At 57.2% G+C, this 24,554-nt stretch carries 25 protein-coding genes and 1 riboswitch; of the genes, 7 read left to right on the top strand and 18 right to left on the bottom strand.

What is annotated here, in order from left to right; translation table 11 throughout:
* Positions 1-77 precede the first annotated feature (77 nt).
* Entirely contained in the window at positions 78-572 is a 495-nt protein-coding gene (locus KDN35_RS06065; RefSeq protein ID WP_171565619.1) for a CD1247 N-terminal domain-containing protein, read from the bottom strand.
* 87 nt (positions 573-659) lie between these two features.
* A complete protein-coding gene (locus KDN35_RS06060; RefSeq protein ID WP_171565620.1) occupies positions 660-923 on the bottom strand; it encodes a YqhV family protein in 264 nt (87 codons plus the stop codon).
* Between the two features lie 159 nt (positions 924-1,082).
* On the opposite strand from KDN35_RS06060, the gene comA reads away from it, so the two are divergent.
* From comA to KDN35_RS06045, 3 genes are read left to right on the top strand one after another with little or no spacing between them, the layout of a single operon-like run.
* Positions 1,083-1,898, top strand: coding sequence for a phosphosulfolactate synthase (comA, locus tag KDN35_RS06055; protein WP_212132370.1), 816 nt, complete (start codon positions 1,083-1,085; stop codon positions 1,896-1,898).
* Positions 1,895-2,611, top strand: coding sequence for a 2-phosphosulfolactate phosphatase (locus KDN35_RS06050; RefSeq protein WP_212132369.1), 717 nt, complete (start codon positions 1,895-1,897; stop codon positions 2,609-2,611). Before comA ends, KDN35_RS06050 begins: the two co-directional genes overlap by 4 nt.
* A gap of 36 nt (positions 2,612-2,647) precedes the next feature.
* Positions 2,648-3,112 (top strand): DUF441 domain-containing protein, encoded by a 465-nt coding sequence (locus tag KDN35_RS06045; protein ID WP_171565623.1) that lies wholly within the window; start codon positions 2,648-2,650, stop codon positions 3,110-3,112.
* 84 nt (positions 3,113-3,196) lie between these two features.
* On the opposite strand, the gene efp is transcribed toward KDN35_RS06045, so the two are convergent.
* The 4 genes from efp to KDN35_RS06025 form a co-directional block, all read right to left on the bottom strand.
* Entirely contained in the window at positions 3,197-3,754 is a 558-nt protein-coding gene (efp, locus tag KDN35_RS06040) for an elongation factor P (protein ID WP_029099452.1), read from the bottom strand.
* Positions 3,755-3,794: 40 nt separating this feature from the next.
* Complete coding sequence (locus tag KDN35_RS06035) at positions 3,795-4,865, bottom strand: M24 family metallopeptidase (protein ID WP_212132368.1); 1,071 nt, start codon at positions 4,863-4,865, stop codon at positions 3,795-3,797.
* Positions 4,866-4,902: 37 nt separating this feature from the next.
* On the bottom strand, positions 4,903-5,343 hold the full coding sequence (aroQ, locus tag KDN35_RS06030; RefSeq protein WP_171565625.1) for a type II 3-dehydroquinate dehydratase: 441 nt from the start codon (positions 5,341-5,343) through the stop codon (positions 4,903-4,905).
* Between the two features lie 100 nt (positions 5,344-5,443).
* Positions 5,444-5,932, bottom strand: coding sequence for a YqhR family membrane protein (locus tag KDN35_RS06025; RefSeq protein WP_171565626.1), 489 nt, complete (start codon positions 5,930-5,932; stop codon positions 5,444-5,446).
* A 136-nt stretch (positions 5,933-6,068) separates the two neighbouring features.
* On the opposite strand from KDN35_RS06025, the gene KDN35_RS06020 reads away from it, so the two are divergent.
* A complete protein-coding gene (locus KDN35_RS06020) occupies positions 6,069-7,004 on the top strand; it encodes a DUF1385 domain-containing protein (protein ID WP_212132367.1) in 936 nt (311 codons plus the stop codon).
* 37 nt (positions 7,005-7,041) lie between these two features.
* On the top strand, positions 7,042-7,380 hold the full coding sequence (locus tag KDN35_RS06015) for a hypothetical protein (protein ID WP_171565628.1): 339 nt from the start codon (positions 7,042-7,044) through the stop codon (positions 7,378-7,380).
* Between the two features lie 59 nt (positions 7,381-7,439).
* On the opposite strand, the gene KDN35_RS06010 is transcribed toward KDN35_RS06015, so the two are convergent.
* From KDN35_RS06010 to KDN35_RS06000, 3 genes are all read right to left on the bottom strand, one after another.
* Complete coding sequence (locus KDN35_RS06010) at positions 7,440-8,387, bottom strand: patatin-like phospholipase family protein (RefSeq protein WP_171565629.1); 948 nt, start codon at positions 8,385-8,387, stop codon at positions 7,440-7,442.
* A 94-nt stretch (positions 8,388-8,481) separates the two neighbouring features.
* Positions 8,482-8,910: a transcriptional regulator MntR gene (mntR, locus tag KDN35_RS06005; RefSeq protein ID WP_171565630.1), complete on the bottom strand. Its 429-nt coding sequence runs from the start codon at positions 8,908-8,910 to the stop codon at positions 8,482-8,484.
* Between the two features lie 121 nt (positions 8,911-9,031).
* Positions 9,032-9,589, bottom strand: coding sequence for an NADPH-dependent FMN reductase (locus KDN35_RS06000; RefSeq protein WP_171565631.1), 558 nt, complete (start codon positions 9,587-9,589; stop codon positions 9,032-9,034).
* Positions 9,590-9,787: 198 nt separating this feature from the next.
* Between KDN35_RS06000 and KDN35_RS05995 the strand changes: the two genes are divergently transcribed.
* On the top strand, positions 9,788-10,819 hold the full coding sequence (locus KDN35_RS05995) for a hypothetical protein (protein ID WP_212132366.1): 1,032 nt from the start codon (positions 9,788-9,790) through the stop codon (positions 10,817-10,819).
* An 18-nt stretch (positions 10,820-10,837) separates the two neighbouring features.
* Here the strand turns inward: KDN35_RS05995 and KDN35_RS05990 are convergent, their stop codons facing one another.
* Both KDN35_RS05990 and KDN35_RS05985 read right to left on the bottom strand, forming a co-directional pair.
* The gene (locus tag KDN35_RS05990; RefSeq protein WP_171565633.1) at positions 10,838-12,832 is read right to left on the bottom strand and encodes a PAS domain-containing sensor histidine kinase; all 1,995 of its coding nucleotides are present in this window, start codon (positions 12,830-12,832) and stop codon (positions 10,838-10,840) included.
* A gap of 381 nt (positions 12,833-13,213) precedes the next feature.
* The gene (locus KDN35_RS05985; protein WP_212132365.1) at positions 13,214-14,485 is read right to left on the bottom strand and encodes a M28 family peptidase; all 1,272 of its coding nucleotides are present in this window, start codon (positions 14,483-14,485) and stop codon (positions 13,214-13,216) included.
* A 338-nt stretch (positions 14,486-14,823) separates the two neighbouring features.
* Between KDN35_RS05985 and dat the strand changes: the two genes are divergently transcribed.
* The gene (gene dat, locus KDN35_RS05980; protein WP_171565635.1) at positions 14,824-15,675 is read left to right on the top strand and encodes a D-amino-acid transaminase; all 852 of its coding nucleotides are present in this window, start codon (positions 14,824-14,826) and stop codon (positions 15,673-15,675) included.
* 79 nt (positions 15,676-15,754) lie between these two features.
* Here the strand turns inward: dat and KDN35_RS05975 are convergent, their stop codons facing one another.
* The 7 genes from KDN35_RS05975 to gcvT form a co-directional block, all read right to left on the bottom strand.
* Positions 15,755-16,954, bottom strand: a complete 1,200-nt coding sequence (locus KDN35_RS05975; protein WP_212132364.1) for an MFS transporter — start codon at positions 16,952-16,954, stop codon at positions 15,755-15,757.
* A complete protein-coding gene (locus KDN35_RS05970; RefSeq protein WP_212132363.1) occupies positions 16,941-17,453 on the bottom strand; it encodes a MarR family transcriptional regulator in 513 nt (170 codons plus the stop codon). The genes KDN35_RS05975 and KDN35_RS05970 overlap by 14 nt, the downstream gene beginning before the upstream one ends.
* 270 nt (positions 17,454-17,723) lie before the next feature.
* Positions 17,724-18,554 (bottom strand): lipoate--protein ligase family protein, encoded by an 831-nt coding sequence (locus tag KDN35_RS05965; protein ID WP_212132362.1) that lies wholly within the window; start codon positions 18,552-18,554, stop codon positions 17,724-17,726.
* A 290-nt stretch (positions 18,555-18,844) separates the two neighbouring features.
* On the bottom strand, positions 18,845-19,747 hold the full coding sequence (locus KDN35_RS05960) for a class I SAM-dependent methyltransferase (RefSeq protein ID WP_212132361.1): 903 nt from the start codon (positions 19,745-19,747) through the stop codon (positions 18,845-18,847).
* 253 nt (positions 19,748-20,000) lie between these two features.
* The gene (gcvPB, locus tag KDN35_RS05955) at positions 20,001-21,473 is read right to left on the bottom strand and encodes an aminomethyl-transferring glycine dehydrogenase subunit GcvPB (protein WP_171565640.1); all 1,473 of its coding nucleotides are present in this window, start codon (positions 21,471-21,473) and stop codon (positions 20,001-20,003) included.
* Entirely contained in the window at positions 21,466-22,818 is a 1,353-nt protein-coding gene (gcvPA, locus tag KDN35_RS05950) for an aminomethyl-transferring glycine dehydrogenase subunit GcvPA (RefSeq protein WP_171565641.1), read from the bottom strand. The genes gcvPB and gcvPA overlap by 8 nt, the downstream gene beginning before the upstream one ends.
* Before the next feature lie 38 nt (positions 22,819-22,856).
* Positions 22,857-23,960, bottom strand: a complete 1,104-nt coding sequence (gcvT, locus tag KDN35_RS05945) for a glycine cleavage system aminomethyltransferase GcvT (protein WP_212132360.1) — start codon at positions 23,958-23,960, stop codon at positions 22,857-22,859.
* Between the two features lie 333 nt (positions 23,961-24,293).
* A riboswitch (glycine riboswitch) is annotated at positions 24,294-24,386 on the bottom strand.
* Positions 24,387-24,554: the final 168 nt, after the last annotated feature.

The following is a 24,554-nucleotide window of genomic DNA, read 5'->3' as shown; positions in this document are numbered from 1 at the left end:
ACGCGCATGCGAAGAGACAAGCCAGATTGACCGGCAAATCCGGCCGCGATCTCGTATGTCTGCCGGAATCGATGTACTCATGTCGGGTTGATCGGCTCGTACTCGGCTTCGTCGCGATACGGCTCGACGATGTAGTGGTGGTAGCCTTCACCGTCCACACCTTCGTGAAAAAAGAGAACCTCCCGGCAGGATGGACACTCAAGGGCGTGCGACGACAAGACGTGATCACGCTCTCCTGTCTCGTACAAATGCGCATCCTCATCGTCATCGTGATCGGCGAATGACTCGTACGCTGCCTGCCCATCCACGGAACAGTCCTCTACGGTCTCGTACAGGGCCTCATCGTCGTTGAACAGGTACAGCTCCACGTCTTCCAGGTCTTCGTCGATGGCCTCCGCGTAACGCTCCGTTTCTTCCACGCGGGCGTGCAGCTCGCGGAACGCACCGTAGATGTCGTCGACCAGTTCAATCATCTCCGCGAGAATCTTTCCCTCGCGGCTGTTCTCCTGTATGTCCAGTCCTTCCGCCAATCCGCGCAGATAGGCAATGCGGTTTTCCAACGTTTCCAACATGATGGGCTTCCCTCCTCTAACCGGTGCTTGCCCTATTGTTCCCGAAAGACGTTCTGGTTACCAATCCAATCTGCCGAACATGTCCGCTTACTTGCGCACGCCGATAAAGATGCAGACGATGCCGAGAAAGATCCAGGCAATTTTGGTGAAACTGATCCGGTCCGACATGCCGATCAACCCGACGGTCGTGGTCGTCAGCAGCACCAGCGGCCCCACGATTGCCAGACTGGAGTTGATCAGCAGGGCCTTTTCCACTTGGTTCACCTTCAAGATCAGCAGGGCGACCAACAGTTCAAGCGTTCCGGACATCATCCTGAGCGCAGCCATCCCGAGTATCGCTTTTTCCCACATCCAGCCTCGTCCTCCCTCCTCTTCCTCACTCTATGCCCGTCCTCGCCGGTTTCATCACACCTTTTGGCTGGGCAATAGCCTATGGGCGATTGGCTCACTCCTTTTCGGCCGCCTACATACACTGAAGCAAACGCCTAAAAAGAAATGAGGAAACCGCCAATGCTAGACAGCGACATCCCATTCTGGCCCGTGAGCTGGTCTGATCCGTTTGGCGAGCGGCAATCCAAACCGCGCTCCCGCGGATTGACCATGGTCATCGACAAAGGGCTTGGGCTGAACACCTTTCAAGATCTGATGGAACTGGCCGCGCCGTATATCGACATTTACAAACTGGGGTTTGGCACTTCGACGCTCTATCCCGCCGGTGTTCTGTACCAAAAAGTGGCGCTCGCCAAGGCACTTGACCTGCACATCATGCCGGGCGGCACCCTGTTTGAGATTGCCATCCGCCATTCGTCACCGGAAGCGTACATGGCCAGGCTGCTTGACCTTGGTTTCAACGCGGTGGAGATTTCCGACGGAACCTTTCCGCTCTCTGACAACATGCGCCGTCGGGCAATCGCTGCTGCGGCAGACGCGGGGTTGACGGTATACACGGAATTTGGCAAAAAAGCAGCCCATTTCCGGGCGGAACGCGACGATCTGCTGCGCACGCTGGAACAGGATGTGCGCGCGGGCGCCAGCTACGTGATCGTGGAAGCGCGGGAGAGCGGAACAGTCGGCGTGTTTGACTGCGAAGGCATGGTGGATCACGCGTTTGTGCAGGAGATCGCCCAGGCGGCCGGGGACCTTGCCTGTCGGCTGATCTGGGAGGCGCCGCACAAGGAACAGCAGGTGGCCTTGATCCGCACCCTGGGGTGTGACGTCAATTTGGGAAACGTCGCCTATACAGACATCCTCGCCGTGGAGACCCTGCGCCGGGGCTTGCGGGCGGATACGGCGGCTTTGCTGGAGGGAAGGAGGATCGCTCCATGAGAATAGCGGTGGTGCCGACCGTGGAGGAGATACGTTTTGATCAAATCAGCAACCGCGTCGTCGTGGTGATCGACGTGCTGCGTGCCTCCAGCACGATCGTCACCGCTTTAGGCAGCGGATTTCAAGAGGTCCTCCCGGTGGAGACGATCGGCCAGGCCCACGCGCTGCGCTCGGCCGAAAGCGTTCTTGCCGGTGAACGGCACTGCCGCAAGATCGCCGATTTCGACTGCAACAATTCGCCGACCGAGCTGGCCCGACAGACCAGTGTCGGACGGCAGTTGGTTCTCACCACGACCAACGGCACTCGCGCGATTCAAAAAGCCGAGCGGGCCCAGGTTCTTGTCATCGGCTGTTTTTTGAATGCCACCTCCTGTATCCGGTACGCCCTGTCGCACAAACTGGACATCACGCTGTACTGTGCCGGCACTCGCTCCGAGTTCGCCCTGGAGGACGGACTGGCGGCCGGCCTGATGATCCACACAGCACAACAAATGCGCCCCCACATCCAGGTGTGTGACCTGGGGGAGGCGCTGAAAGCGAGCTATCTGTACGTATGCGACCGGCTGGAAGAGGTGATGGCTCGCACCACCACGGGCAAACGGCTGACCCAGCACCACTGCGAGGAAGACATCCGCTTCTGCTCCCAGATCGACCGCTACCAGTTGGTTCCGGTGGTGAAGGATCGACGCATACTCCCAACCCTTGTCTCATAAAGTGTAAGCAGAACAGGGACAGGGGTTTTGATGCCGATGATGCCAGGAGAAGTGATGCTTGTCATCCTGATCGTGATCGGGCTGCTCGGACGATCGCCGATCATCGCCACAGCCGCCAGCATCCTGCTGGTGTTAAAACTGACCGCACTGGAGCGATTTTTTCCCGCCGTCGAACGGCGCGGGCTGGAACTGGGCCTGTTGTTTTTGACCATCTCCGTGCTGGTGCCGTTCGCCAACGAAAAGATTTCCTGGCGGGATGTAACGCCGTTGTTTACGACAGTGATGGGCCTGCTCGCCATGGCAGGCGGCGCCATCGCCACGTGGATGAACGGAAAGGGGCTTGACCTGCTGCGCGCCGAGCCGCACATCATCGTCGGTCTGGTGATCGGCTCCATTTTTGGCATCGTCTTTTTGCGCGGCATCCCTGTCGGGCCCTTGATGGCGGCGGGCATCACCGCATTTGTTCTCAAGCTGTGTGAGTGGTTTGGCGGACGGACGTAACCGTCCGCTCAGTGTGTTGACAATCCGGCAAAGAAAAAAGGCTGTACCCTGTTTGGGTACAGCCTTACGTGCAAACATCCGCGTTTATGCGCGGGAAACGTATTGTTCCGTGCGCGTGTCGATGATCAGCTTGTCGCCTTCTTCTACGAACAGCGGCACGTTGACCACAAAGCCGGTTTCCAGCGTTGCCTTTTTCGTCACGTTGGACGCAGTGTCGCCTTTTACGCCCGGCTCGCACTCGGTCACTACCAATTCAACCGTGTTCGGCAGTTGAATACCGATGGTCTCACCGTTGTACTGCATGATCTGTACGTTCATGTTTTCCTTGAGGAATTTCAGTTCGCGCTCAATTTGCTGACGCGTGAACGTGATCTGCTCGTACGTCTCGGTATTCATGAAGGTGTACTCGTCACCGCTGTTGTACAGGTACTGCATTGTCGATGTTTCAATGCGGGCCGGGTTCACCTTTTCACCGCCACGGAACGTCATTTCCGTGATGTTGCCGTTGCGCAGGTTGCGCAGCTTGGAACGAACGAAAGCTGCACCTTTCCCGGGCTTTACGTGTTGGAATTCGATTACCTGATAAATGTTGCCATCTACTTCGATGGTCAAACCAGTACGAAAGTCGTTCACAGAAATCATGGTAGTCCTCCCAATCAACGAATAACACAACTAGTATAAATTAGACCGGCAAAATGAGCAACTCTTTCGTCGAGGTTGTCAGTACCTCGTGGCCGTCCGCGGTGATCAGCACGTCGTCCTCGATGCGCACCCCGCCAAGGCCGCTGATGTAGATGCCCGGCTCCATCGTGACCAGCATGCCCGGTTCCAGCACGAAGGGACTCACCGTCGACAGATTGGGCAGCTCATGCACTTCCACGCCCAGGCCGTGACCCGCGCTGTGTCCGTACGCGTCTCCGTAGCCCGCGGCAGTGATGATCTCGCGCGTGACAGCATCCGCTTCCTTGCCGGTCACACCCGGTTTCAAGGCCGCTACGCCGGCGATCTGGGCGCGCAGGACGATGTTGTAAATCTCCTTCAGCTTGGGGTCCGGTTCCCCGACGGACAAGGTGCGGGTGATGTCGGAGTTGTATCCTTTGTAGGCCGCACCGAAGTCCAGCGTGACCATTTCGCCCGCCTGGATGACCTTCTCGCTGGCTCGCCCGTGCGGCAGTGCCCCACGCACACCGGACGCCACGATGATGTCAAACGCAGCAGCTTCCGCACCGCGTTTGCGCATGAAAAACTCCAGCTCCAACGCCACGTCCACCTCGCGGACGCCTGGTTTGATGTAGCCCTGAATATGCTGGTACGCCTCGTCGGCGATGCGCACTGCTTCGCGGATGATCGCCAGCTCGGAGGGGTCCTTGTACATGCGCAGTTTTTCCATCAGACCGCTCGTCGGCACAAGCTCGACACCGTCAAACGCCTTGCTCCATTCCTGATAGGTGCCATACGACACGCTGCTCTCAAAGGCAAGCCGCTTTACGCCCGCTTCCTTCAGCACGCGGGCGATCGCTTCCACCGGTTTGCGTTCGTTGTTGACCACACGAAAATGGGGCGCCTGCTCCTGCGCCTGCTCGATGTAGCGGAAGTCAGTGACGAGAAATGCCTCTTTTTCCGTCACGATCACCCAGCCGGTGGAGCCGGTAAAGCCGCTCAAGTAAAACCGGTTTTCCTTCTTTTCCGTAATCAGCGCATCTGCGCCGAGCTGCGACAAGGCGTCGCGAAGTCTCACAAGCCGTTGTTCCATGACCCTCTCCCCTTTGATTTTTTGTTCTTCCGTGCCTTTATCCCTGCGTCAGTTTGCGGACCAGTGCGCGCAGCGCCCATTCGTATCCGTCCGTTCCCAGTCCGACCACCTGTCCCAGCACGACCGGCGCGATGACAGACTGATGGCGGAACGGCTCGCGAGCGTGAACGTTGGAAATATGTACCTCGATCGTCGGCAGCGCCACCCCTGCCAGCGCGTCCCGCAGTGCGTAGCTGTAATGGGTGAAGGCGCCGGGATTGATCACGATGCCGTCGTGCACCCCTTTGGCCCGGTGAATGGCGTCGATCAAGACGCCTTCATGGTTGGACTGACAGTGTTCCAGCCTGCCGCCCAGTTCCTCCATCACTTTTTCCAGCCGAGCAAGCACGTCGTCCAGCGTCTCGCTTCCGTACACGTCAGGTTCCCGCTTCCCCAGGAGGTTGAGGTTCGGGCCGTTCAGCAGCAGGACGGATACCATCGTCCATTCCTCCCCGTGTGAGATTCAGTTGAACATCTTTTTGTAAAAAGATTTTTACTAGAGAAATATTTTACCACACAGAGGAAGGGCTTGAACAGCATCAGGCTTTGTCTGATTGCTCCAGCGAGATCGACATCCCGGCAAACAGGCCGAATGACAGATACCAGGCCAGTTCGGTGCTGAGCGTCGCTTGATTCCAATTGCCGATGCGAAAGAAGTACCCTGCCACGGCAAAAAGGATCAGGCCGTACAGCAACCCGAACCACCACAAGCGGATTTTGCCGAACACTAGCGAATACAAGAAGACGGCCACGATCGTCTCCACGAGCAGCATCAGCGCCCCCAGTCCGACGCCCGCCCAGGAGTTTGCCCTCACCATGCCGAGAATCGGCCGGGCGAACGCTTCCACGCCGTATGGTGTGAAGTTCAGATAATGGGCGGCAGCGCGGATCAGCCCCCACACAACCGTCCCCCAGAAAGCCACTTCTCCCACCTTGGCGAGCGCCAGCGCTTTTGCACTGCCCTGCTGCCCGGCCGACAAGCCTGCCGTGCCCTGCTGTTCCGCCTTTTGTGTCCTGGTTGCGTCCATGTGCATCACCTCAGGTGTAGTATGCGCCGCAGTTCCGGTTTTCACTAATTGTTGACAATTGAATGGCAGCGTGTGAACTGCTTATAGCCTGCGCGTGCCGTTTCCGGTACAATATGTGGTAAGGAAGGTGATAGGATTGGCGCAGCAAAACGTACCCAGTTACGGCGGGCAGGCCGTCATCGAAGGCGTCATGTTTGGCGGCAAACGAGTGACCGTCACTGCCATCCGCAGGAAAAATCAGGAAATCGAGTATTACGAAGCTCCGCGTTCGGAATATAAATGGGCAAACAGCTTGAAAAAAATCCCCTTTGTCCGCGGTATCGTCGGCTTGATCGAAGCCAGCGCAAACGGAGCCAAACATCTGAATTTCGCTACCGAACGGTACAGCATGGAATCGGACGACGACGTGGACTCAGGACCGTCCAAGCTGCAAATGGTGCTCGGCGTAGCCGTGGTCGGGGTGCTATCGTTCTTGTTCGGCAAGTTTGCCTTCACGCTGGTGCCGGTCTTTCTCGCCCAGTTTTTGCTCGGACAGTGGGTGCCGGCGGGGATTCCCCAAAACCTGGCGGAAGGTGTGATCAAACTCCTGCTTTTGCTCGGCTACATTACAGCGATCGCGCAGGCACCGATCATCAAACGTCTGTTTCAATACCACGGAGCCGAACACAAGGTGATTAACGCGTTTGAATCCGGGGTAGAATTGACAGTAGAGAATGTGCAAAAATTTTCCACCCTGCACTACCGCTGCGGCAGCAGCTTTCTGATCTTTACGGTGATCGTCGGGGTCATCATCTACTCGCTGTTCACCTACGAAACACTGTGGGATCGCGTGGTGCAGCGCATCGTACTCCTGCCTCTGGTAATCGGGGTATCGTACGAAGTTCTGCAGTGGACCAACAAATGGCGCGATACACCGATCCTCCGCTATTTGGGTTACCCAGGACTGTGGCTGCAAAAAATCACGACCCGCGAACCGGACGACAGCCAGGTGGAAGTGGCGATCGCCGCGTTTCTCAAAATGCGGGAACGGGATCAGGTCGCAGGCAAAGAGCGACTCATCTCCGCCGGATAACGTTGAGGCATATAGAATACCATTGAGGTGAAGCCCTATGTTACGCCACATCCCCCCTATCATCGTCGCGTTGCTGCTGTTGGCCGCCTACGGCTTTCTGAGGCAGGTCATCGACAATCCTGTCGGCACCTTGATCGTGATCGGCTTGTCCGTGCTGCTGTTTGTGGCAGTGCGAAACTACCTGCGAAGCGGCTCGGTTTTCTCCTCTGCCTACCGGCACAAACAGCCGAAGCCTAAAACCGCACCGCGCCCGACGATGAAAAAGTCGTCGCCGGCAAGCCGCAAAAACCACCCGTTCCGTGTGATCGAAGGAGCCAAAAGCAGGGCAAAGAACAAGCAGAACGAGAGCGACCCAAAGAACCACATCTCGCAGTAACATCAGGCAAAACACTTCTACCCGATTCGTATTCCGTCCGTTTATGCAAAACAGGCTGCCTATACGAGGCAGCCTGTTTTTTTGTTTGGTCCTGGCGGTATGCTGCGGAATACTTCGACGTACTGCTCGAAGTTCCATTTGGCCAGAAACTGGCGGGCCGCCTCTTCCCCCGAACGTATCAGGGCTGCGCGCAGCTCGGGAGGAAGGCCGAAATGCGTGGTCCGCACCCCCAGCGTCGGAATGAAGATCGTCCGTACTGCCTGCGCCCGCTCCACATACAGCCGGTCGTGGGCGTCCAGCATCGTGGTGATCAGGCTGCGGGTAAACGAAAAAAGGCCCCGAATCCGGTACGCTTCCCGCTCCACCCGTTTACTGTGCAGGCGAAACCCGATTGTCGGCCAGCGCGGCTTTCCGGGAACGTCAAACAGCCAGACCGGATAATTGCTCAGCAGCCCGCCGTCCACGATATAGTGCGGTTCCCCGTTTTGCTGCAACCGGACCGGCTGAAAGAAATACGGCAGCGAACACGACATGCGGACGGCCCGGGCGATCGGGAATTCCTCCGGGACGATGTCAAACTGGACGAGATCGTCCGGCAAAACCAGCATTTTTCCCGCCGTGATGTCGGACGCGATGATCCTGAGCTTGCCCGGAGGCAGATCCCCAAAGGTGCGTATGCCTTTTTTCCGCAGCAATTCGTCCATAAACCTTTCAATCCGGTTGGTCCGGTACATCCCCTGCCGCACGAACAATTCGTACAATGGACCGATGACCGGCAGCCGACCGAGGCCGCGCCGCTCGAGAAAATGCAGATAGTCCAGCCGCTCAAACACAGGCCTGAGCTCTCCGCTCTTGTAACCCGCCCCGAGCAGAGCGGCGACAAACGAGCCCGCCGACGTGCCGGCCAGGTTCTTCCACGTATAGCCGTGCTCCTCCATCACCTGCAGCGCTCCGATAAAGGCAATCCCTTTCACTCCGCCGCCCTCAAACACCGCGTCCGCCTGCATGCTCTCACCTTCCCTTCCCTCCTTATCAAATATAGGGAGGTGGCTTGTCGATTACGACAAAAAACGCAAGCCGGTCAGGCTTGCGTCAGTGCAGTTATTCTTCCTTTTGCTCGTCTTCCTGTCGGATACGGCGCAGCTCCTCAATACGCGACGGGTCGGCGTGAAAATACTGGACGAGATACTCCAGGCAGGTGATCGACTCCCAGCTGAGATGGTGCTCGATCCCTTCCACGTCCCGATAGATGTGCTCCTCGTCCACGCCGATGACGCGCATGAACTCTTCCAGCAGACTGTGACGATCCACCAGGCGCTTGCCGATTTTCTTGCCTTTTGGCGTCAGCACCAGGCCGCGGTATTTTTCATAGACCAGGTAGTTGTCTTTGTCCAGCTTCTGGACCATCTTGGTAACGGATGAGGGATGCACTTCCAACGCTTCCGCGATATCGGAGACACGGGCGTAACCTTTTTCTTCGATTAAAGTGTAAATGCGTTCCAAATAGTCTTCCATACTGGGAGTTGGCATGTGAATCCCTCGTTTCCACACGGTATTTCAGGCGGGATGAAAAACCTTGTGGCCAAGGCTTTTCAAACGCACGTAAAAACATAATACCGTGGAAAGCGCGACGGTTGCAAGAAAAACCTGCCTACTGCGGCTGTTTTTCCGCGTTCATCGCCCGCACGTACCGTACCAGTTCCCGGCCGAGCGTCTCCATGCGTTCCTGCAAACGCGGATCTTTCAGCGTCCCGTCCGGCGCAAAGGCGTCGTAGGCGCTGGGAATGCTCGGGCTGGACGGCAGAGGCCAGGCGTGCAGATTGCGCATGATCACCTGCAGGGTGTTTACCGTATTGGTCGCGCCCATGCTGCCTCCTGCCACGCCAAGAATGGCTACCTGCTTGTCGCGCAAATGGCGCCCTTCCAAAAAGTCGAGCGCGTTTTTCAAGGCGCCAGTGATGCTGCCGTGGTACTCCGGCGAACCAATCACCAGCCCGTCCGCTTCCGATACCTTTTGCACAAAACGATGCACCGTCTCCGGATACGTGGAGGCGTCATCGCGATTGTCGTAGACCGGCATCGGCCATTCGGCCAGGTGAATCAATTCCGTTTCCGCTCCCGCTTCCCGGGCGGCCTTCAACACGATCTCTACCGCCAGTTTGGTTGTTGACTGCGCGTTCATGCTGCCAGCAATGCCGACAATTTTCATCTTATTCACCTCAAATGGGGGAGTTGTCTAAAGTACCTTCATACAGTATATCCATATATTAATAGTTTGTAAACACATATGTATCATTAATCACACTGTTCTGAACAAGCCTCTGTGCCTCATACATTGGTACCAGTGCGACAGATTTCATGACGCATGAACGAATTTGGGTTCCACGCTGGGAAAAGGATGATGTGAATGGACAGAAGCGCATGGCGAATCGCCGTCCTGTTCGCTGGGGCTGCGCTCGGCGGTTCGTATTTCAGCGGTAATGAATGGCTGCGCTTTTTTGCCTATTTCGGCTCGTGGGGGACGATTGGCCTTGCTGCTGCCAGCATCGGACTGGGGTGGATCGGCTGCCGTGTGCTGGTCTCCTGTCATCGCCAGGGGGTGCGTACGCTCCACGATCTGCTTTTGCACTGGTTTGGCCCTACATTCGCTCCCACCTTCTCCGTGTTGATTCACCTCTCCCTCTTGGCTTACGCGGGAGCGACAGCAGGCATGCAGGCAATGCAGCACATGGCTGGTGCGTGGAGCTGGCTGTTTGTGCTCGCCCCCCTGCTCCTCGCCGTGGTGGTTGTCTCTCAGGGGTGGACGACGATCCTTAGGGGGACAGCCGCCTCACTTGCCGCCGGACTGCTAATGCTTGGGTTTGTGTTTGCCGAACAGCGCCACGTGCCGATTCCTTCGCTCGGATACCAATTCAACGCTCTGTGGCTGATCCAGGCCGTGCTGTACCTCTCCCTGCATTTACTGGTCTGTCTGGTCGTCGTCCTGCCGCTTGCCACCCGCGCGCCCCGCCAGAGCACGATACGTGCGGGCGTGTTGGCGGGCACACTGTTCTTTTTCTTCGCCTCCCTGCTGGGACAGGCGATCCTTTTGGCTCACTGGCACGACGTCCACTCCGCCGCCTTGCCGCTTGCGCACATTCTGGCTTCTCTCATGCCGTTTGCCGACCTGCTGCATCTGTTGTTGTCACTCGGACACGCCGGCCTCATCCTGGGCGCACTCGTTTACGCGATGGCCGTGCCCGTGGCGGTGCGCCACGATCTGCACATGGGGCCGCTGCTGCTGGCGATGCTGGCCGGGGCCGGTCTGTTTGCACTGCTGCCACTGGTAAGCGTCACGGCAGCCAATCTGGCCGCAAGCAGCGCCACGTACTGCGGACTGTTGCTGCTGGGGCGCCTGTTGTGGAAAGGCAGGAAACCACGTCCCAAACCGCCCGCGTGAGCACAACCCGCTGCATCATCAGGCCATGACGGGGAGGATGACATCGACCGTCGTTCCTTTGCCCGGTTCGCTGGAAATCACGATTTGGCCGCCGTGCTCCTGGATGATCCTGCGGCTGACCATCAGGCCAAGTCCGGTCCCCTTTTCCTTGGTGGTGTAAAAGGGCTCGCCCAGGCGCGGAATCTGTTCCGGGTCGATCCCGCCCCCCGTATCAATGATCCTGATTCGCACCTCGCCTTTGTCCAGCTCTTCCGCCTCCACCCGGAGGTGTCCCCCGTTTGGCATTGCTTCGATGGCATTTTTGCACAAATTGATGAAGACTTGCTTCAACTGGTTTTCTTCACAGGTGATGAGCGGCAAATTCTCCGAGATTCGGGTGTGAATCTGGATGTTGTTTAAGATGGCCTGGCTGTCCAGGAGTGAGAGAACGTTTTTCAGGATGCCGCCCACTTCCCGCTGCTGATACTTGACCGCCTGCGGCTTGGCCAACAGCAAGAGTTCGCTGACGATCAAGTTGATCCGATCCAGTTCGGAGAGCATGATCCCGCAGTACCGATTGGCTTCAGCGGACGACTGCATTAATTGGATAAAGCCGCGCAGCGCAGTCAATGGGTTGCGGATCTCGTGGGCGATTCCCGCCGCCAGCTGCCCGACGGCAGAAAGCATGTCCGACTGGCGGAGCAGTTCTTCCGCCCGCTTTTTCTCCGTAATGTCGCGGGTGACGATCATAAAACTGATCACCCGTCCTGTCTCATCCACAATTGGTTTGCAGCGGGATTCCAGGTTGACCCAGTGGCCGCCGTTGTGCAGGAAGCGGAATTCGACCGAAGCCATTTCACCGGTTTGACCGATGCGCGCAATCGCCTGCCGGACAGATTTCTGGTCATCCGGATGCACCCGATCCATGAAGTCGTACACCTGATTGAACTGATCGAGCGGATACCCCAGAATCGACTCATGCGAAGGAGACATGTAGGTCACCGCACCGCTCCCCTCGTACACGCAGATCATGTCGGTCATGTTTTCGGCGATCAGCCGGTACTTTGCTTCGCTCACCCGCAGGCGATGCTCCACGCGCTTCTGTTCGGTAATGTCCCGCGCGCTGCCGACAATGCCGATCACTTTCCCCTCGCCGTCGTAGATCGGCGCCAATGAGAGGGACACGTGCAGGGGTTGGCCGTTTTTGTGAATGCGGACCGTTTCCAGCCCAATGATGCGCTTGCCATTCAGCACTTGTTGATGGTAGTAGTCGGCTTCTTCCTGCAAATGCGTGGGGATGAACGGCAGCGGCCGGTCGATCAATTCTTCTTCGCTGTAGCCAAAGATGATTTCTGACGCCTGGTTGATGCGCTTGATGCGGCCGTTGACGTCAATCACCGAGATGGCGTCGGGGGTTTGCTGCAGAATGGACTCCAGCAGTTCTTTCGTGGCCAGTCCGTCCATTTCCACCCGCTTCTGGTCGGTGATGTCCCGCCCCAGCATCAGGAGGGAGACTTTATGGGTCAGTGGATCCATGACCGGTACCTTTACCAGGTCGATAAAGCGTGTCGATCCGTCCGGCTGCTCAAACACTTCGACGCGACGGAACGGTTCTCCCGATCGAAAGACGAGTTCGTCGGTTTCCCGGCAGCTGAACAGACTTTGCCGGTAACGGTCCGTCACGCCCACCAGCTCCGGACTGGCTGAGCAATCGCCGACAAAGAATTTCCCGGCCGCTTGATTGACGTATAAAAGATCGCCCGTTTTGCTCTTGATGAACAGGAGGTCCGGGACGGCGTCGAAATAGCTGCGGAATCTGTGCTCCCGATAGCGGACTTCCTGTTCCAGTTGACGGACGCGCCGCAGCAGGTACAAGATCAAGAGGAAGGCCGCCACCTCCAACAACTCCAGGACACCGAACAGCAGTCTCCCATTGGCTTGGGAAGACCATACGGGCCAGTGTGCCACGGCGGTGACAACCGCCAGGGCGATTACCGCCAAGAACGAAGGATACAGCGCTTGGGATTGCTTCATATCAACCTCCGTAACAGATGTAACTGATGGACATCCCCGTATTGCGGTTGGGGATGTTATTTTATTCGGAAATTTCCGATAAATGACGCGAAACATTACGGTGACGCTGCTGTTCCGGATTGCCCACGACACGATCGCGGTAAACGCATTGCCGCACCAGCCACATCTCCCTTTGCCGGGAATCACTGATTCACACTCTGCACAAAGTGAGTGAATTTTTTTACATTCGCGAAAATTATACCTCTTTTATCAAAAATCGACCATTCCTTACCATTCGACAGATTTTGACAATTACTTCCGGAAGGCAACAAAACGCCCGCGTCTAGAAAACCTGCGCGGGCACGGCAAACGTCTGTATTTCCCTTTTCCTATCAATCCTCATCACTTGGGAGCGGGTCGGCCCGCCGGATACGCCGGGGTGTGTTCATCGGCAATCTCGCGCACGGCGGCCAGGACGATTTGCGCCGTACGGCTGAGCTGCTCCCGACTGATTCTGTCCACGGTGTCCTGCGAGAGCTCCCTCTTTCTGTCAGCGGGTACTGGAGCGACTAGCACGGCGGCGGGAATCCCGGCGCGGGCAAACACGGTCGCTTCTCCCCCTATGCCAGCCTCGCCAGGTCGAGCGGCGGAAAAAACGGCCCCCGCCTGCTCTGCCAGATCGGCGGGCAGATTTCGCAGTCCGTCCGCTGTAACCGCCGTCAATTCCCCCGCGTCCGCACTGCCGACGCCATTGAGGCAGAACGCAGCGACGATCTGCTGCTTCTCGGCTTCGGACAAGGAGCGCACGTAGGCATCAGCCCCCCGCGCCCCGTCGTAAGCCGCTCCCAGACTGACGAAACGCACTTCCGTGTCAACCTGCTGACTGGCCAGAAGGCGGGCTGTCTCCAGCAGCACGGCCGCGCCGGACGCTCCCTCGTTGGCCCCCGGCGACGCGGGCGGAGAATCGTGGCGTGCGGTCACCAGTACCGTTTGACCTGTGTTTGCCCCCTTTGGCTTTCGCGCCGCGATCAGATTGTACGACGTGCGTCGGGTGGAGACACCGCCGATTACGTTCAGCTCAGCGGACACCTTTCCCTTTTCCAGCAGACGCTGACGCAGGAGTTCCCCTTCCGTTCGCGGGAGCAGCACGGCAGGTACGGCCATGTCGAGCGGTTCTTCCAGCGGTTCGTCCCATGCTCCGTCGTCGTCGTTGACGAGAATGACTCCCGCCGCCTGGACGGCCGCCGCGTTGCGCACCTTTTCCCCCAAGGGAATCTCTCCCCGCTGGATCAGGACGATCTTCCCTTCCGCCTGTATGCGGCTCATCTCCGCCGCCGTGCCTCTCCCGGCGTCAATGATCTCGGCTGCCGCCCTGCCGTTTGGTCCATGTGTCAAGGCGGTCACGTTCCACATGCGGTCGGGCCAGCCATCCGTGCGCAAGGAGAGCTGGGTCGGCTGGCTGTACACGTAATAGAAAAACGGCTGCAGCTTGGTCTCGTACCCGTACATGCGAAGCTGCTCTTCCACATAGACGAGGGCGGCAAACTCCGATTCCGTCGCCGCCGCCCGCGGCTGACGGGACAGGCGCTCTACGTGATCGTACAGACTGTCGGCGTCGATCTGTTCCTGCACTCCGGCCGCCGCCCCTGCCGGCAGCGGCAAATGTAAACTCATGACCAGCATGGCGCACAACGTCCATCTGCAATACGCCCTCATGGCATGCTCCTTTCGCAAGGCGTTTGTTTTTATTATGGGCAGGGGCTGTCGCCAGCGTCTAGTCAGAATAGTTTGTCAAATACGGGCACACAGCGTCATAGAGCGACAGCATTTGTGGCCCATCCGTAAAATCAAATTGACCCTTGTCCCCCGGTTTGGTAAGGTGGAAGGAGAATCCATCTACTGCTCGACGCGGATTTTTGCCTGTCCGCCGCCGGGGCTGCATATTTGTCGGATGGTTTTTTGCAAACAAAAAATGTCATAATTTTTGCGTAATCATGAAGGAGGATTTCGCCATGCTGTATGTGGATGGCAAGTGGGTCGAGGCTGACGAACTGGCCGTACACCCGGAAGACCGCGGCTACAACTTTGGTGACGGGATCTATGAGGTGGTCCGGATTTACAAAGGGAAAATGTATCAGTGGGACGCCCATCTGACCCGTCTGTTCCGCAGCGCGCGGGAAATCAAGCTGGACCTGCCCTGGACGGCGGCAGAACTGAAAGATATTGCTCAGCAGCTGATCGTCAAAAACAACCTGACGACGGACGATGACGCCATCCTCTACCTGCAGGTGACGCGCGGCGTCGCTCCTCGCCTGCACGATATCCCGAGCGGCATCCGACCGGTCATCATGGGATTTGTCCGGCGCAAGGAACGCCCGCTGGCCGATCAGAAAAAGGGACTGACCGCCCAGCTGGTGGAAGACATCCGCTGGCTCCGCTGCGACATCAAGACGCTGAACCTGCTGGGAGCCGTGCTGGTCAAGCAGTACGCCAAGGAGGCCGGCGCCCAGGAGTCGATCTTGCACCGCAACGGCATCATTACCGAGTGCAGCGCCTCCAACCTGTTTGCAGTCAAGGACAACGCCCTGTACACCCACCCCGCCGACAATCTGGTTCTGCACGGCATCACCCGGCAAACCGTCATCGACCTGGCAAAGGCAAACGGCATTCCGGTGCATGAGGAGGCGTTTGACATCCAGTTCCTCAAGCAGGCGGATGAGCTGTTCCTCTCCAGCACGACGGCGGAAGTGATGCCCATTGTCGCCGTGGACGGCCAACCGGTTGGCAGCGGCCAGGTAGGCCCGATGGTGCAAAAACTGCAGCAGCTGTTCGAGCAGCACATCTATTCCGAGGTGCTCGTGTAATACACTGAAACACATCCTGCTTTCCAATCTACGCAAGTGAAGCGGCTATCCGTATCGGGTAGCCGCTGCTTTTTACTGCTCATTTGACAGCCTCGTTCACGTTTTGGGGGCGCATCCGCAGCCGCAATCCCCAACTCAACAACGCAAACAGCACTCCCAGCAGTCCAAAAACGACGACAGCTTCCATTTTCGCCAGCAGCCATCCCGATACGACAGGTCCGGCGGCCATTCCCATGTACCGGATGAAGTTAAACAGTCCCATCGCACTGCCCCTGTTGTGCTCAAATTCATTTGCCATCATTGTCGAGTACAAAGGAGTTATGACCCCTACACAGATCCCGTACATTACCAGAGCCGTAAACATCCCGATTAACGAAAATGAATGGGTAACAGCAAAAAGCAGAATGCTGCCTGCCGCTACGACGTGTCCGCCTGCACTCAGCGTCTTGAGCGGAATTCGGGCTTGCAGGTAGGTAAAGATCGCGCTTCCCACCATCGTGCTTAGCGCCAGCGGCAGATAAAGCAGCCCTACCAATTTCAGGCTTGCATGATAGTGATCCGTCAGCAAGACAGGCAGGTATACGATCACGGCGAAATACACGAAGAAAAACAGGAAACTCAAGATCAGTATCGAGCTCCCCGTCCTGTTTGTGAAAATGCCGCCATAGTGATTCAAAAGCCCGCCTTTCCTGACAGATTGTTTCCCTTCCGGAGTATCTTTCGGGAAAAACAGCTGATGGGCCACCAGGAGAATGGCGGAAGCGATTGCGAGAAACCAGAAAATTCCGGGATAGCCATGCCAGTCTCCCATCCATCCTCCCAGTACCGGGGCTACTGCAGGCGCAACAGACAGCAGCATTTGATACGTCCCCATCGCTTTTCCGCGTTGGCTTCCCTGAAACAACCTGCCAATGGTCGCTGCGGCAACAAGCGGGAGAGCAGCAGTTCCTGCCGCTTGCAGAACCCTGAACAGCAAAAACACTGAAAACTGATTGGTGACAGCGCACCCGATGCTGGAAACGACAGTCAACAGGATGGCCGGGATCAGCACAAATCGGGCCCCTTTCCGATCTACGAGCGGTCCGAGAACCATTTGCATGATCGCGGTAACGAAAATAAACAGCGATACCGACAAATTCACCAGGTTCATGGAGACGTGAAACGAGTCCCTGATCAGGGGAATGATCGGCGAGTAAATATTTTGGTTTAACGATGCAAAGAAGGCGCTGATACAAACCAGATACAAAATGAACGCGGCATTACCGTTAGCGCTCTTCACGGAGGGTCCCCTGCCTTTCCGCCAGTTCCTCCTTGATTTGCATGGTCAGTTCTCGGAGGAATTTGAGAATGGCATGCCGCTCCATCTCAGTAAAGCGGTCAAGAAACTGGTAGAACTGCTGTTCTTTCCGCTTGTGTATCGCTTCGTGCATCTCAAACACTTGCCGTCCTTTTGGCGTCAACCGAAAATACACTTCCTTCTTGTTGTCCGTGAGTTGGAAGCGTTTAATCAGGTCTGCTTCCAGCAATTTTGCCGTGATTTTGGTAATGTTTGCTTTGGACAAGTTCATTTTCTTGGCAATGGCACTGTTGTTGATCGGTTCATGCTGCCCGATACAGTCAATGACGTGAATGCTCGTCATATTTCGGGGCAAGAGTTTTCCCTGTTCACCCGTCGCCTGGTTCAAAAACTCCTGAATGTCGGTATCCGCCTTTTGTTCGTTCAGGTGCAGCAGCTTCATATACTGGTCATAAATCAGCTCGTGTGTCAGATCAGACATTGTTCCTGCACTCCCTTCGGATTTATCGTGCACATTTCTCACACAAAATTGTTAACCAGTAAACGATTTTATTTTATCCTCGGCCGTAAAATAATGTCAATGATCATTGTTGATAAGTTTTCGCAAATAATTTACATGTTAATAAAAGATTTCTGTCCTCACGAGCATGAAAAAAAGCTCTCAGGAGCCGGTGGTTTGGCCCCTGAGAGCTTGTCTAATCCGTATTCGTCCATTTGTCTGCCTGATTTCCTCCGACGAAAAACCTGTCCGTCAGCGGCGGAAGTTCCACTCGTCCGAAGCGTAGCGGGTACGAACCAATTCATCGGCCAAAGCCAATTCTTCAGCCGTCAGTTCTCCCGGTACCAACTCCACCTCCAGACCGGAAGCGAAGCCGTCGCGGAAGGCATGCACAGCCTCTTGCAGGCTGATCGGCCGGGGGCTTACCTCGTTGATCGTCACTGCCTTTTGCCGGAAGCTCTCCATCATGCGCTGTTTCACGCGCTCGGACGGGAAGTTGAGCAGCGAAAAGAGCAGCTCGACGTCCATCTCCAGGAGAATCGAACCGTGCTGCAGGATCACGCCTTTTTGCCGCGTCTGGGCGCTGCCCGCCACCTTTTTGCCCTCCACCACCAGTTCGTACCAGGAGGGGGAATCAAAGCAGGCTGACGAGCCGGGCGAGCTGTACTTTTCCTTTTCCTCCTCGGTGGCCAGCGAGACCATTTCCGCGTGCAGGCCGAGCCGCTGAAATCCGTGCAGCAGCCCCATGCTGATCACCTTGTACGCCTCCGTCACGCCGGACGGCATTTTCGGATGGCTTTCCGAAACGACGACGCTGTAGGTCAACTCCTGATCGTGCAAGACGGCCCGTCCCCCGGTGGGACGGCGGACAAAGCCCAGCCCTCGCTCACGCAGCGCCTCCAGGTTGATTTCCTTGGCCGCCTTTTGAAAGTAGCCGATCGACAGGGTCGCCGGATTCCATGTGTAAAATCGGACGGTCGGCGGTACCTTTCCTTCGCTGTGCAGATGCAAAATCGCCTCGTCGACAGCCATGTTCATGGCCGGTGACATGGCTTCCGTGACGAGAAAACGCCATTGTTCCATAGTTCGACCTCCTCTTGCCCCATCCATTGTACGCCGCCGGCAGCCGGGACGGCAAGAGACGGACGATTCCATTGCACACGTGGACGCGCCTGTCCCTTATCGTTTCTTCCCCCACGTCACCGTAAGTTCTCCTCCCATCTTACCACATCATCCAGTCCGCCTGGCGTCGTCACCACCTGTAAAAGTGTCGAAAAGAGGCACTAAGCCGCCGCTCGGAGAATCGCGTAAACAAACAAAAAAGCCGGGCAACCCACCCGGCGCACATGATCCACGTATCGAGGCAGCCATTTTTACGTGACGACAGCCCATGCAAAGCGCACGTGACAGCTCGCCTGATAACCGTCCGTTCGGTTCTGGAAGTATCGTTCCTGGATATCGGCCGAGCTTGCGTTTTCATGCAGACGCAGCCCCACACGTTCCAACTCGACAGCCAGCGTCGACGGGTCGAGGGCCGTTTTCATCGGCTCACCGATCTTGCTTAGCTCCTCCCGCATCTCTTTATCGTGCGGCGCGCCTTCTTCCGGCACAAAGTAATCGAAAATCACTGCACTGCCCGCAGGGGCTATCTCGGCAATGGAACGAAGCGTTGCGAACACTTCGTCGCGCGTCAGGTACATGGTGACTCCCAGCCAGCTAAAAAAGCTCTTCGTCTGCACATCGTACGCCGTACGCTTCAGTGCATCAGCCAGGCGTTCCTTTGTGAAATCCACAGGCACAAAGTGGAGATGTGACGGGGTCTCCCATTTCAATTCAGCCAGCCGATCGCGTTTGAAGGCTTGCGTGGCCGGGTGGTCTGCTTCAAATACCTGCAGTTGACGCAGAAGATCGGGACGGCGGAACGCAAACGTATCCAACCCGGCCCCGAGTATGACATACTGCCCGATCCCTTGTTGTACCGCGAGCTCAAGGTTGTCTTCCGCATATCGCGAGCGGCTGAGAACATGAGACAGTCCCATCGCCTGCAGGAACGGCCGCAGAGCGTCAGCCGCCTGACCGGAGCGTGCCAGGCCGGCTTCCGGGACGGGAATCTGAAGGGCACTGGCCAATCCTTGTTCAATCAGCACACGTCTTTCCTCTGGTATCAGCTCGAAGGCGAGAAAATCATCAAAAATTTTCGGGGTGTCATTCATGGCATGGTAGGCGCGCATGTAGGCGGTCATGATCGCGGTCAGACTGACGTGGTTTTCTTGCAAGGTTATCTCCTCCTTTGTACTGCCGATCTTACAAGGAATGGAAAGACGGCGTGTACAAAGAAGTATACACAGACCAGCAAATTGTTTCAATCGTTAATTTTTAATCATATCATAAAAATTAATTTTTGTCAAGGGGTTAGGTCTCCAGCTGTGATGTTCGCAGATGTTCGCAATCTGTCGGGAGTCTTCCTGCTCGCAATCCGTATGTGGACAACGCAAAAACCGCCCGAAAAAAACGGGCGGTTTCAATCGGTTATGCTTGTTCCGGCTGGTAACGGAGGATCGGCTTGCGTGCTGCCGTCGCTTCGTCGAGGCGCTTGACCACCGTGGTGTGCGGCGCTTCCTGAACGATTTCCGGGTTTTCTTCGCACTCGCGGGCGATTCTCAGCATGACCTCGATAAACTCATCGAGCGTTTCTTTTGTCTCCGTCTCCGTCGGCTCGATCATCAGACATTCGTCGACGATCAGCGGGAAGTAGATCGTCGGCGGGTGGTAGCCAAAGTCAAGCAGACGCTTGGCGATGTCCAACGTACGGACGCCCAGTTTTTTCTGGCGGACGCCGGAGAGGACAAATTCGTGCTTGCAGACGCGGTCGTACGGCAGCTCGTAGGCCGACGCCAGCTTTCTCATCATGTAGTTGGCGTTCAGCACGGCGTTTTGCGAGACTTGCAGCAGCCCTTCCGGCCCCATCGTGCGGATGTAGGCGTAGGCGCGGACCAGGATGCCAAAGTTGCCGTGGTAGCCTTTTACGCGGCCGATGGACTGGGGACGGTCGTTGTCCCAGTAGTACGTGCCGTCTGCTTTTTTGCCCACGATCGGGGCTGGCAAAAACGGCTCCAGAATTTTTTTCACCCCGACTGGACCGGCACCAGGACCGCCGCCGCCGTGCGGACCGGTAAAGGTTTTGTGCAGGTTGAGGTGGACGACGTCAAAGCCCATGTCGCCCGGCCGGGCAATGCCCAGGATCGCGTTGGCATTGGCCCCGTCGTAGTACAACAGACCGCCCGCTTCGTGGACAATCCGCGCCATTTCCACGATATCTTCCTCAAACAGGCCGAGCGTGTTGGGGTTGGTCAGCATCAGCGCCGCCGTGTCCGGACCGACTGCCTGGCGCAGCGCTTCAATATCCACCAGGCCGCGCTCGTCGGACGGAATCGTCACGGTTTGCAGGCCAGCGACCGCTGCGGAAGCCGGGTTGGTGCCGTGGGCGGAGTTGGGCACGATCACTTTCGTGCGCTGATGGTCACCGCGGCTCTCGTGGTACGCGCGAATCATCATCAGCCCGGTCCACTCGCCGGCCGCTCCCGCTGCGGGCTGCAGCGTCACCGCATCCATCCCGGTGATTTCCGCCAGGTCGTTCTGCAGGTTGTACATCAGCTCCAGAGCACCCTGGACGCTTTCTTCCGGCTGATAGGGATGGGTTTGAGCGAAGCCCGGATAGCGGGCCACATCTTCGTTGATTTTCGGATTGTATTTCATCGTGCACGATCCGAGCGGGTAGAAGCCGTTGTCCACCCCGTGATTGCGGCGGGACAGTTCGGTGTAGTGACGCACGAGCTGCAGTTCGGACACCTCCGGCAGTTCGGTTGGCGTCTCGCGGATCAGATGCTTGGGCAGCAGCGCGGCCACGTCGACTTCCGGCACGTCCAGCGCCGGCAGGTTGTAGCTCACGCGGCCTGGTTTGCTCAATTCAAAAATGAGTGCTTTGTCCTTGTCGTTATGCACGTGTGATCGCCTCCAGTTCCTGCACCAGCGTGTCGATTTCGTCTTTCGTCCTCAGCTCCGTGACAGCGAGCAGCATGTGGCCGGACAGTTCCGAATAGGCAAGTCCAAGATCGTACCCGCCGATGATGCCCTTCGCGAGCAGCGCCTTGTTCACCTCTGCGACCGGCTTGGACAGCTCCACCGCAAATTCGTTGAACACCGGTGCTCCGAAGGTAATCCGGAATCCCTTTGCCTGCAGCGCCTGTTTAGCGTAGTGAGCTTTTTGCAGGTTCATCATCGCCATCTCCTGCACGCCCTGCTTGCCCAGTGCCGACAGCGTGATCGACGCAGCCAGCGCCATGAGCGCCTGGTTGGAGCAGATGTTGGAGGTTGCCTTTTCGCGGCGGATGTGCTGTTCCCGCGCCTGCAGGGTCAGGACAAACCCGCGTTTGCCGTTTTCATCCTTCGTCTGGCCGACGATGCGTCCCGGCATTTTACGCATCAGCTTGGACGTGGTGGCAAAGTAGCCGCAGTGCGGTCCGCCGAACGAAGCCGGGATGCCAAACGGCTGCATGTCGCCGATGACGATGTCGGCTCCCAGCTTGCCTGGAGCTTCCAGTACACCGAGGGAGAGCGGGTTGGCAGAAACGACCAGCAGCGCCCCTTTTTCGTGCGCAATCGGTTCGACCGCCGCCAGGTCTTCCACGGCGCCAAAGAAATTGGGGTACTGCACGATGACTGCGGCAGTCTGGTCGTCAACCAGCGCTTTCAGTTCGGCAAGATCGGTCACGCCGTCGCCGGTGAAGCCCGCTTCGACCAGCTCCACGCCTTGTCCGTAGGCGTACGTTTTCAGCACGCTGCGCGCCTCCGGGTGTACGGCACGGGAGACGACCACCTTTTTTCTGCCGGTGTGGCCAGCCGCCATCATCGCTGCTTCGGCGAGCGCGGTGACACCGTCGTACATGGAAGAGTTGGCCACCTCCATCCCGGTCAGCTCGCACACCATCGTCTGATATTCAAAGATGGCCTGCAGCTCCCCCTGGCTGATCTCCGGCTGGTATGGCGTGTAGGCGGTGAAAAACTCGCCGCGCAGCAGCATGTGGTTGACGACGCTGGGGATGTAATGCTCGTACACGCCGGCACCCAGGAAGTTGACGTGGGTGCTGAAGTTGACGTTCTTGCTGGACAGCCCTTGGAAGTAGCGGACCAGTTCCGGTTCAGAGAGCGCTTCCGGGATGTTCAGATTCCCTTTGAAACGCACCTCTTCCGGGATGTCGGCAAACAGTTCATCCACGCTGGAAATGCCCAGCGCTTCCATCATTTCGCGCTTGTCCTGATCAGTCTGCGGCAGGTAACGGTATTTCACGTGCGAGGTCCTCCTTTTCCACGCTTGCGATTCTTACGTCAGTTTTTCGGCCGTTTGTAGAAGGGCGTGGCCACGACTTCCGCCTTGAGGCGTTTGCCGCGTATCTCCACATCCAGCTTCGTGCCGATGGCAGCGAATTCCGCTTTGACCAAAGCCAACCCAACGTTCTTTTTCAGCGTCGGGGACTGGGTCCCGGTCGTCACTTCCCCCACCTGTTGGTCGTCGACAAACACCGGATAATGCGTGCGGGGGATGCCGCGGTCGATCATTTCGATCCCGACCAGTTTGCGGGGCGCTCCCTGTTCTTTCTGCGCCTTTAAAACTTCCTGGCCGATAAACGGCACGTCTTTGTCCACCTTGACGGCAAATCCGACACCAGCCTCGATCGGCGTAATATCCTTGCTCAGTTCCTGACCGTAGAGCGGCAGCCTTGCCTCGAAGCGGAGCGTGTCGCGCGCCCCCAGTCCGCACGGCACCAGGCCGTCCGCTGCGCCTGTCTCGAGTAGTTTCTCCCATACCTGGATGGCGTGAGCAGCGTCCAGGTAAATCTCGAAGCCGTCTTCACCCGTGTACCCGCTGCGGGAGACGAGCGCGGGCACACCGTCAATCAGCACATCCCGTTCAAAGCGGAAGAAGCCGATCTGCGACAGGTCGACGGGCGTCAGCCGCTGCAGGATGGACTCCGCCAGCGGCCCCTGCAGGGCAATCTGGGCTGTTTGCGGAGAAATGTTTTCGATCGTGACGCCGTCGATCAGATGCTGGGAAAGCCAGTCATAGTCCTTGTCGATGTTGGCCGCGTTGATCACCAGCAGGTAGTGATCGTCGGCAAATTTGTACACCAGCAGATCATCCACCGTTCCGCCGTCCGGATAGCACATCAAGCTGTACTGCGCCTGGCCCGGCACCAGTTTGGAGACGTCGTTGGTGGTCACGCGCTGCAGGAATTCCAGCGCCCGCTCCCCTTTTACCTCCACTTCCCCCATGTGGGATACGTCGAACAATCCTGCCTTCGTCCGCACCGCTTCGTGCTCCTGAGTGATGCTGGAAAACTGAACCGGCAGCTCCCAGCCGCCGAAGTCGATGGTTTTCGCCCCGTACTTCTCGTAAATCGGGAAGAGCGGCGTGCGTTTCAAAGTGGACATGAGGCACCTCCTGAACCGAATGAACTGTTTGTTGTAAAGCTGAACACAGCCGGCAAAGCCTCCGACGATCGCCCGGGCTCTTTGCCGCAAACCGATTGGCCCCAAGCAACCCGGAGTCGCCTTGCGTCCGGAACGTGAGCGATCGTTCATAAGGACGCGTTCACGAACGCAAAAAAGGACAGAGCGGAAGAATCGGAAAACGCCAAAGAAGACGGCGCCCCCATGTCTCCCCTCTGTCCTTGGTACCTGAGAGTTACCTTGCCGAAGCGGGCCAACCGGCACAGCTGGCAAGTTTCCCCGTTGGTGGCTCTTGTCGAGCTCTCTCCAGAGATGCGTCAAGTAGAGGTACTTTTGCCTGAGAGATTCACCGTCGCCGGCTTGCTCCTTCGGCGCTGTCTAAAGACAGTCTCTCCCTTCTACTATCATTCGCGTTGGATGTTGGGCCATACATAACTTTTTCAATTGATTCCATACTAAACAACAAACCTACACGTTTATCCTACCACGAGCGTGCTTTTTTGAAAATATGCAAATTGACATTCAACTCACGATTTCGTTAACAATTTTTTCTCGAGGACAAATATTGTTAACAAT

The sequence above is a fragment of the Brevibacillus sp. NL20B1 genome (genome assembly GCF_018195675.1).
Taxonomy (GTDB): domain Bacteria; phylum Bacillota; class Bacilli; order Brevibacillales; family Brevibacillaceae; genus Brevibacillus; species Brevibacillus aydinogluensis.
Note: the sequence above shows the minus strand (reverse complement) of the source record. Positions and strands in the feature narration are given on the sequence as shown.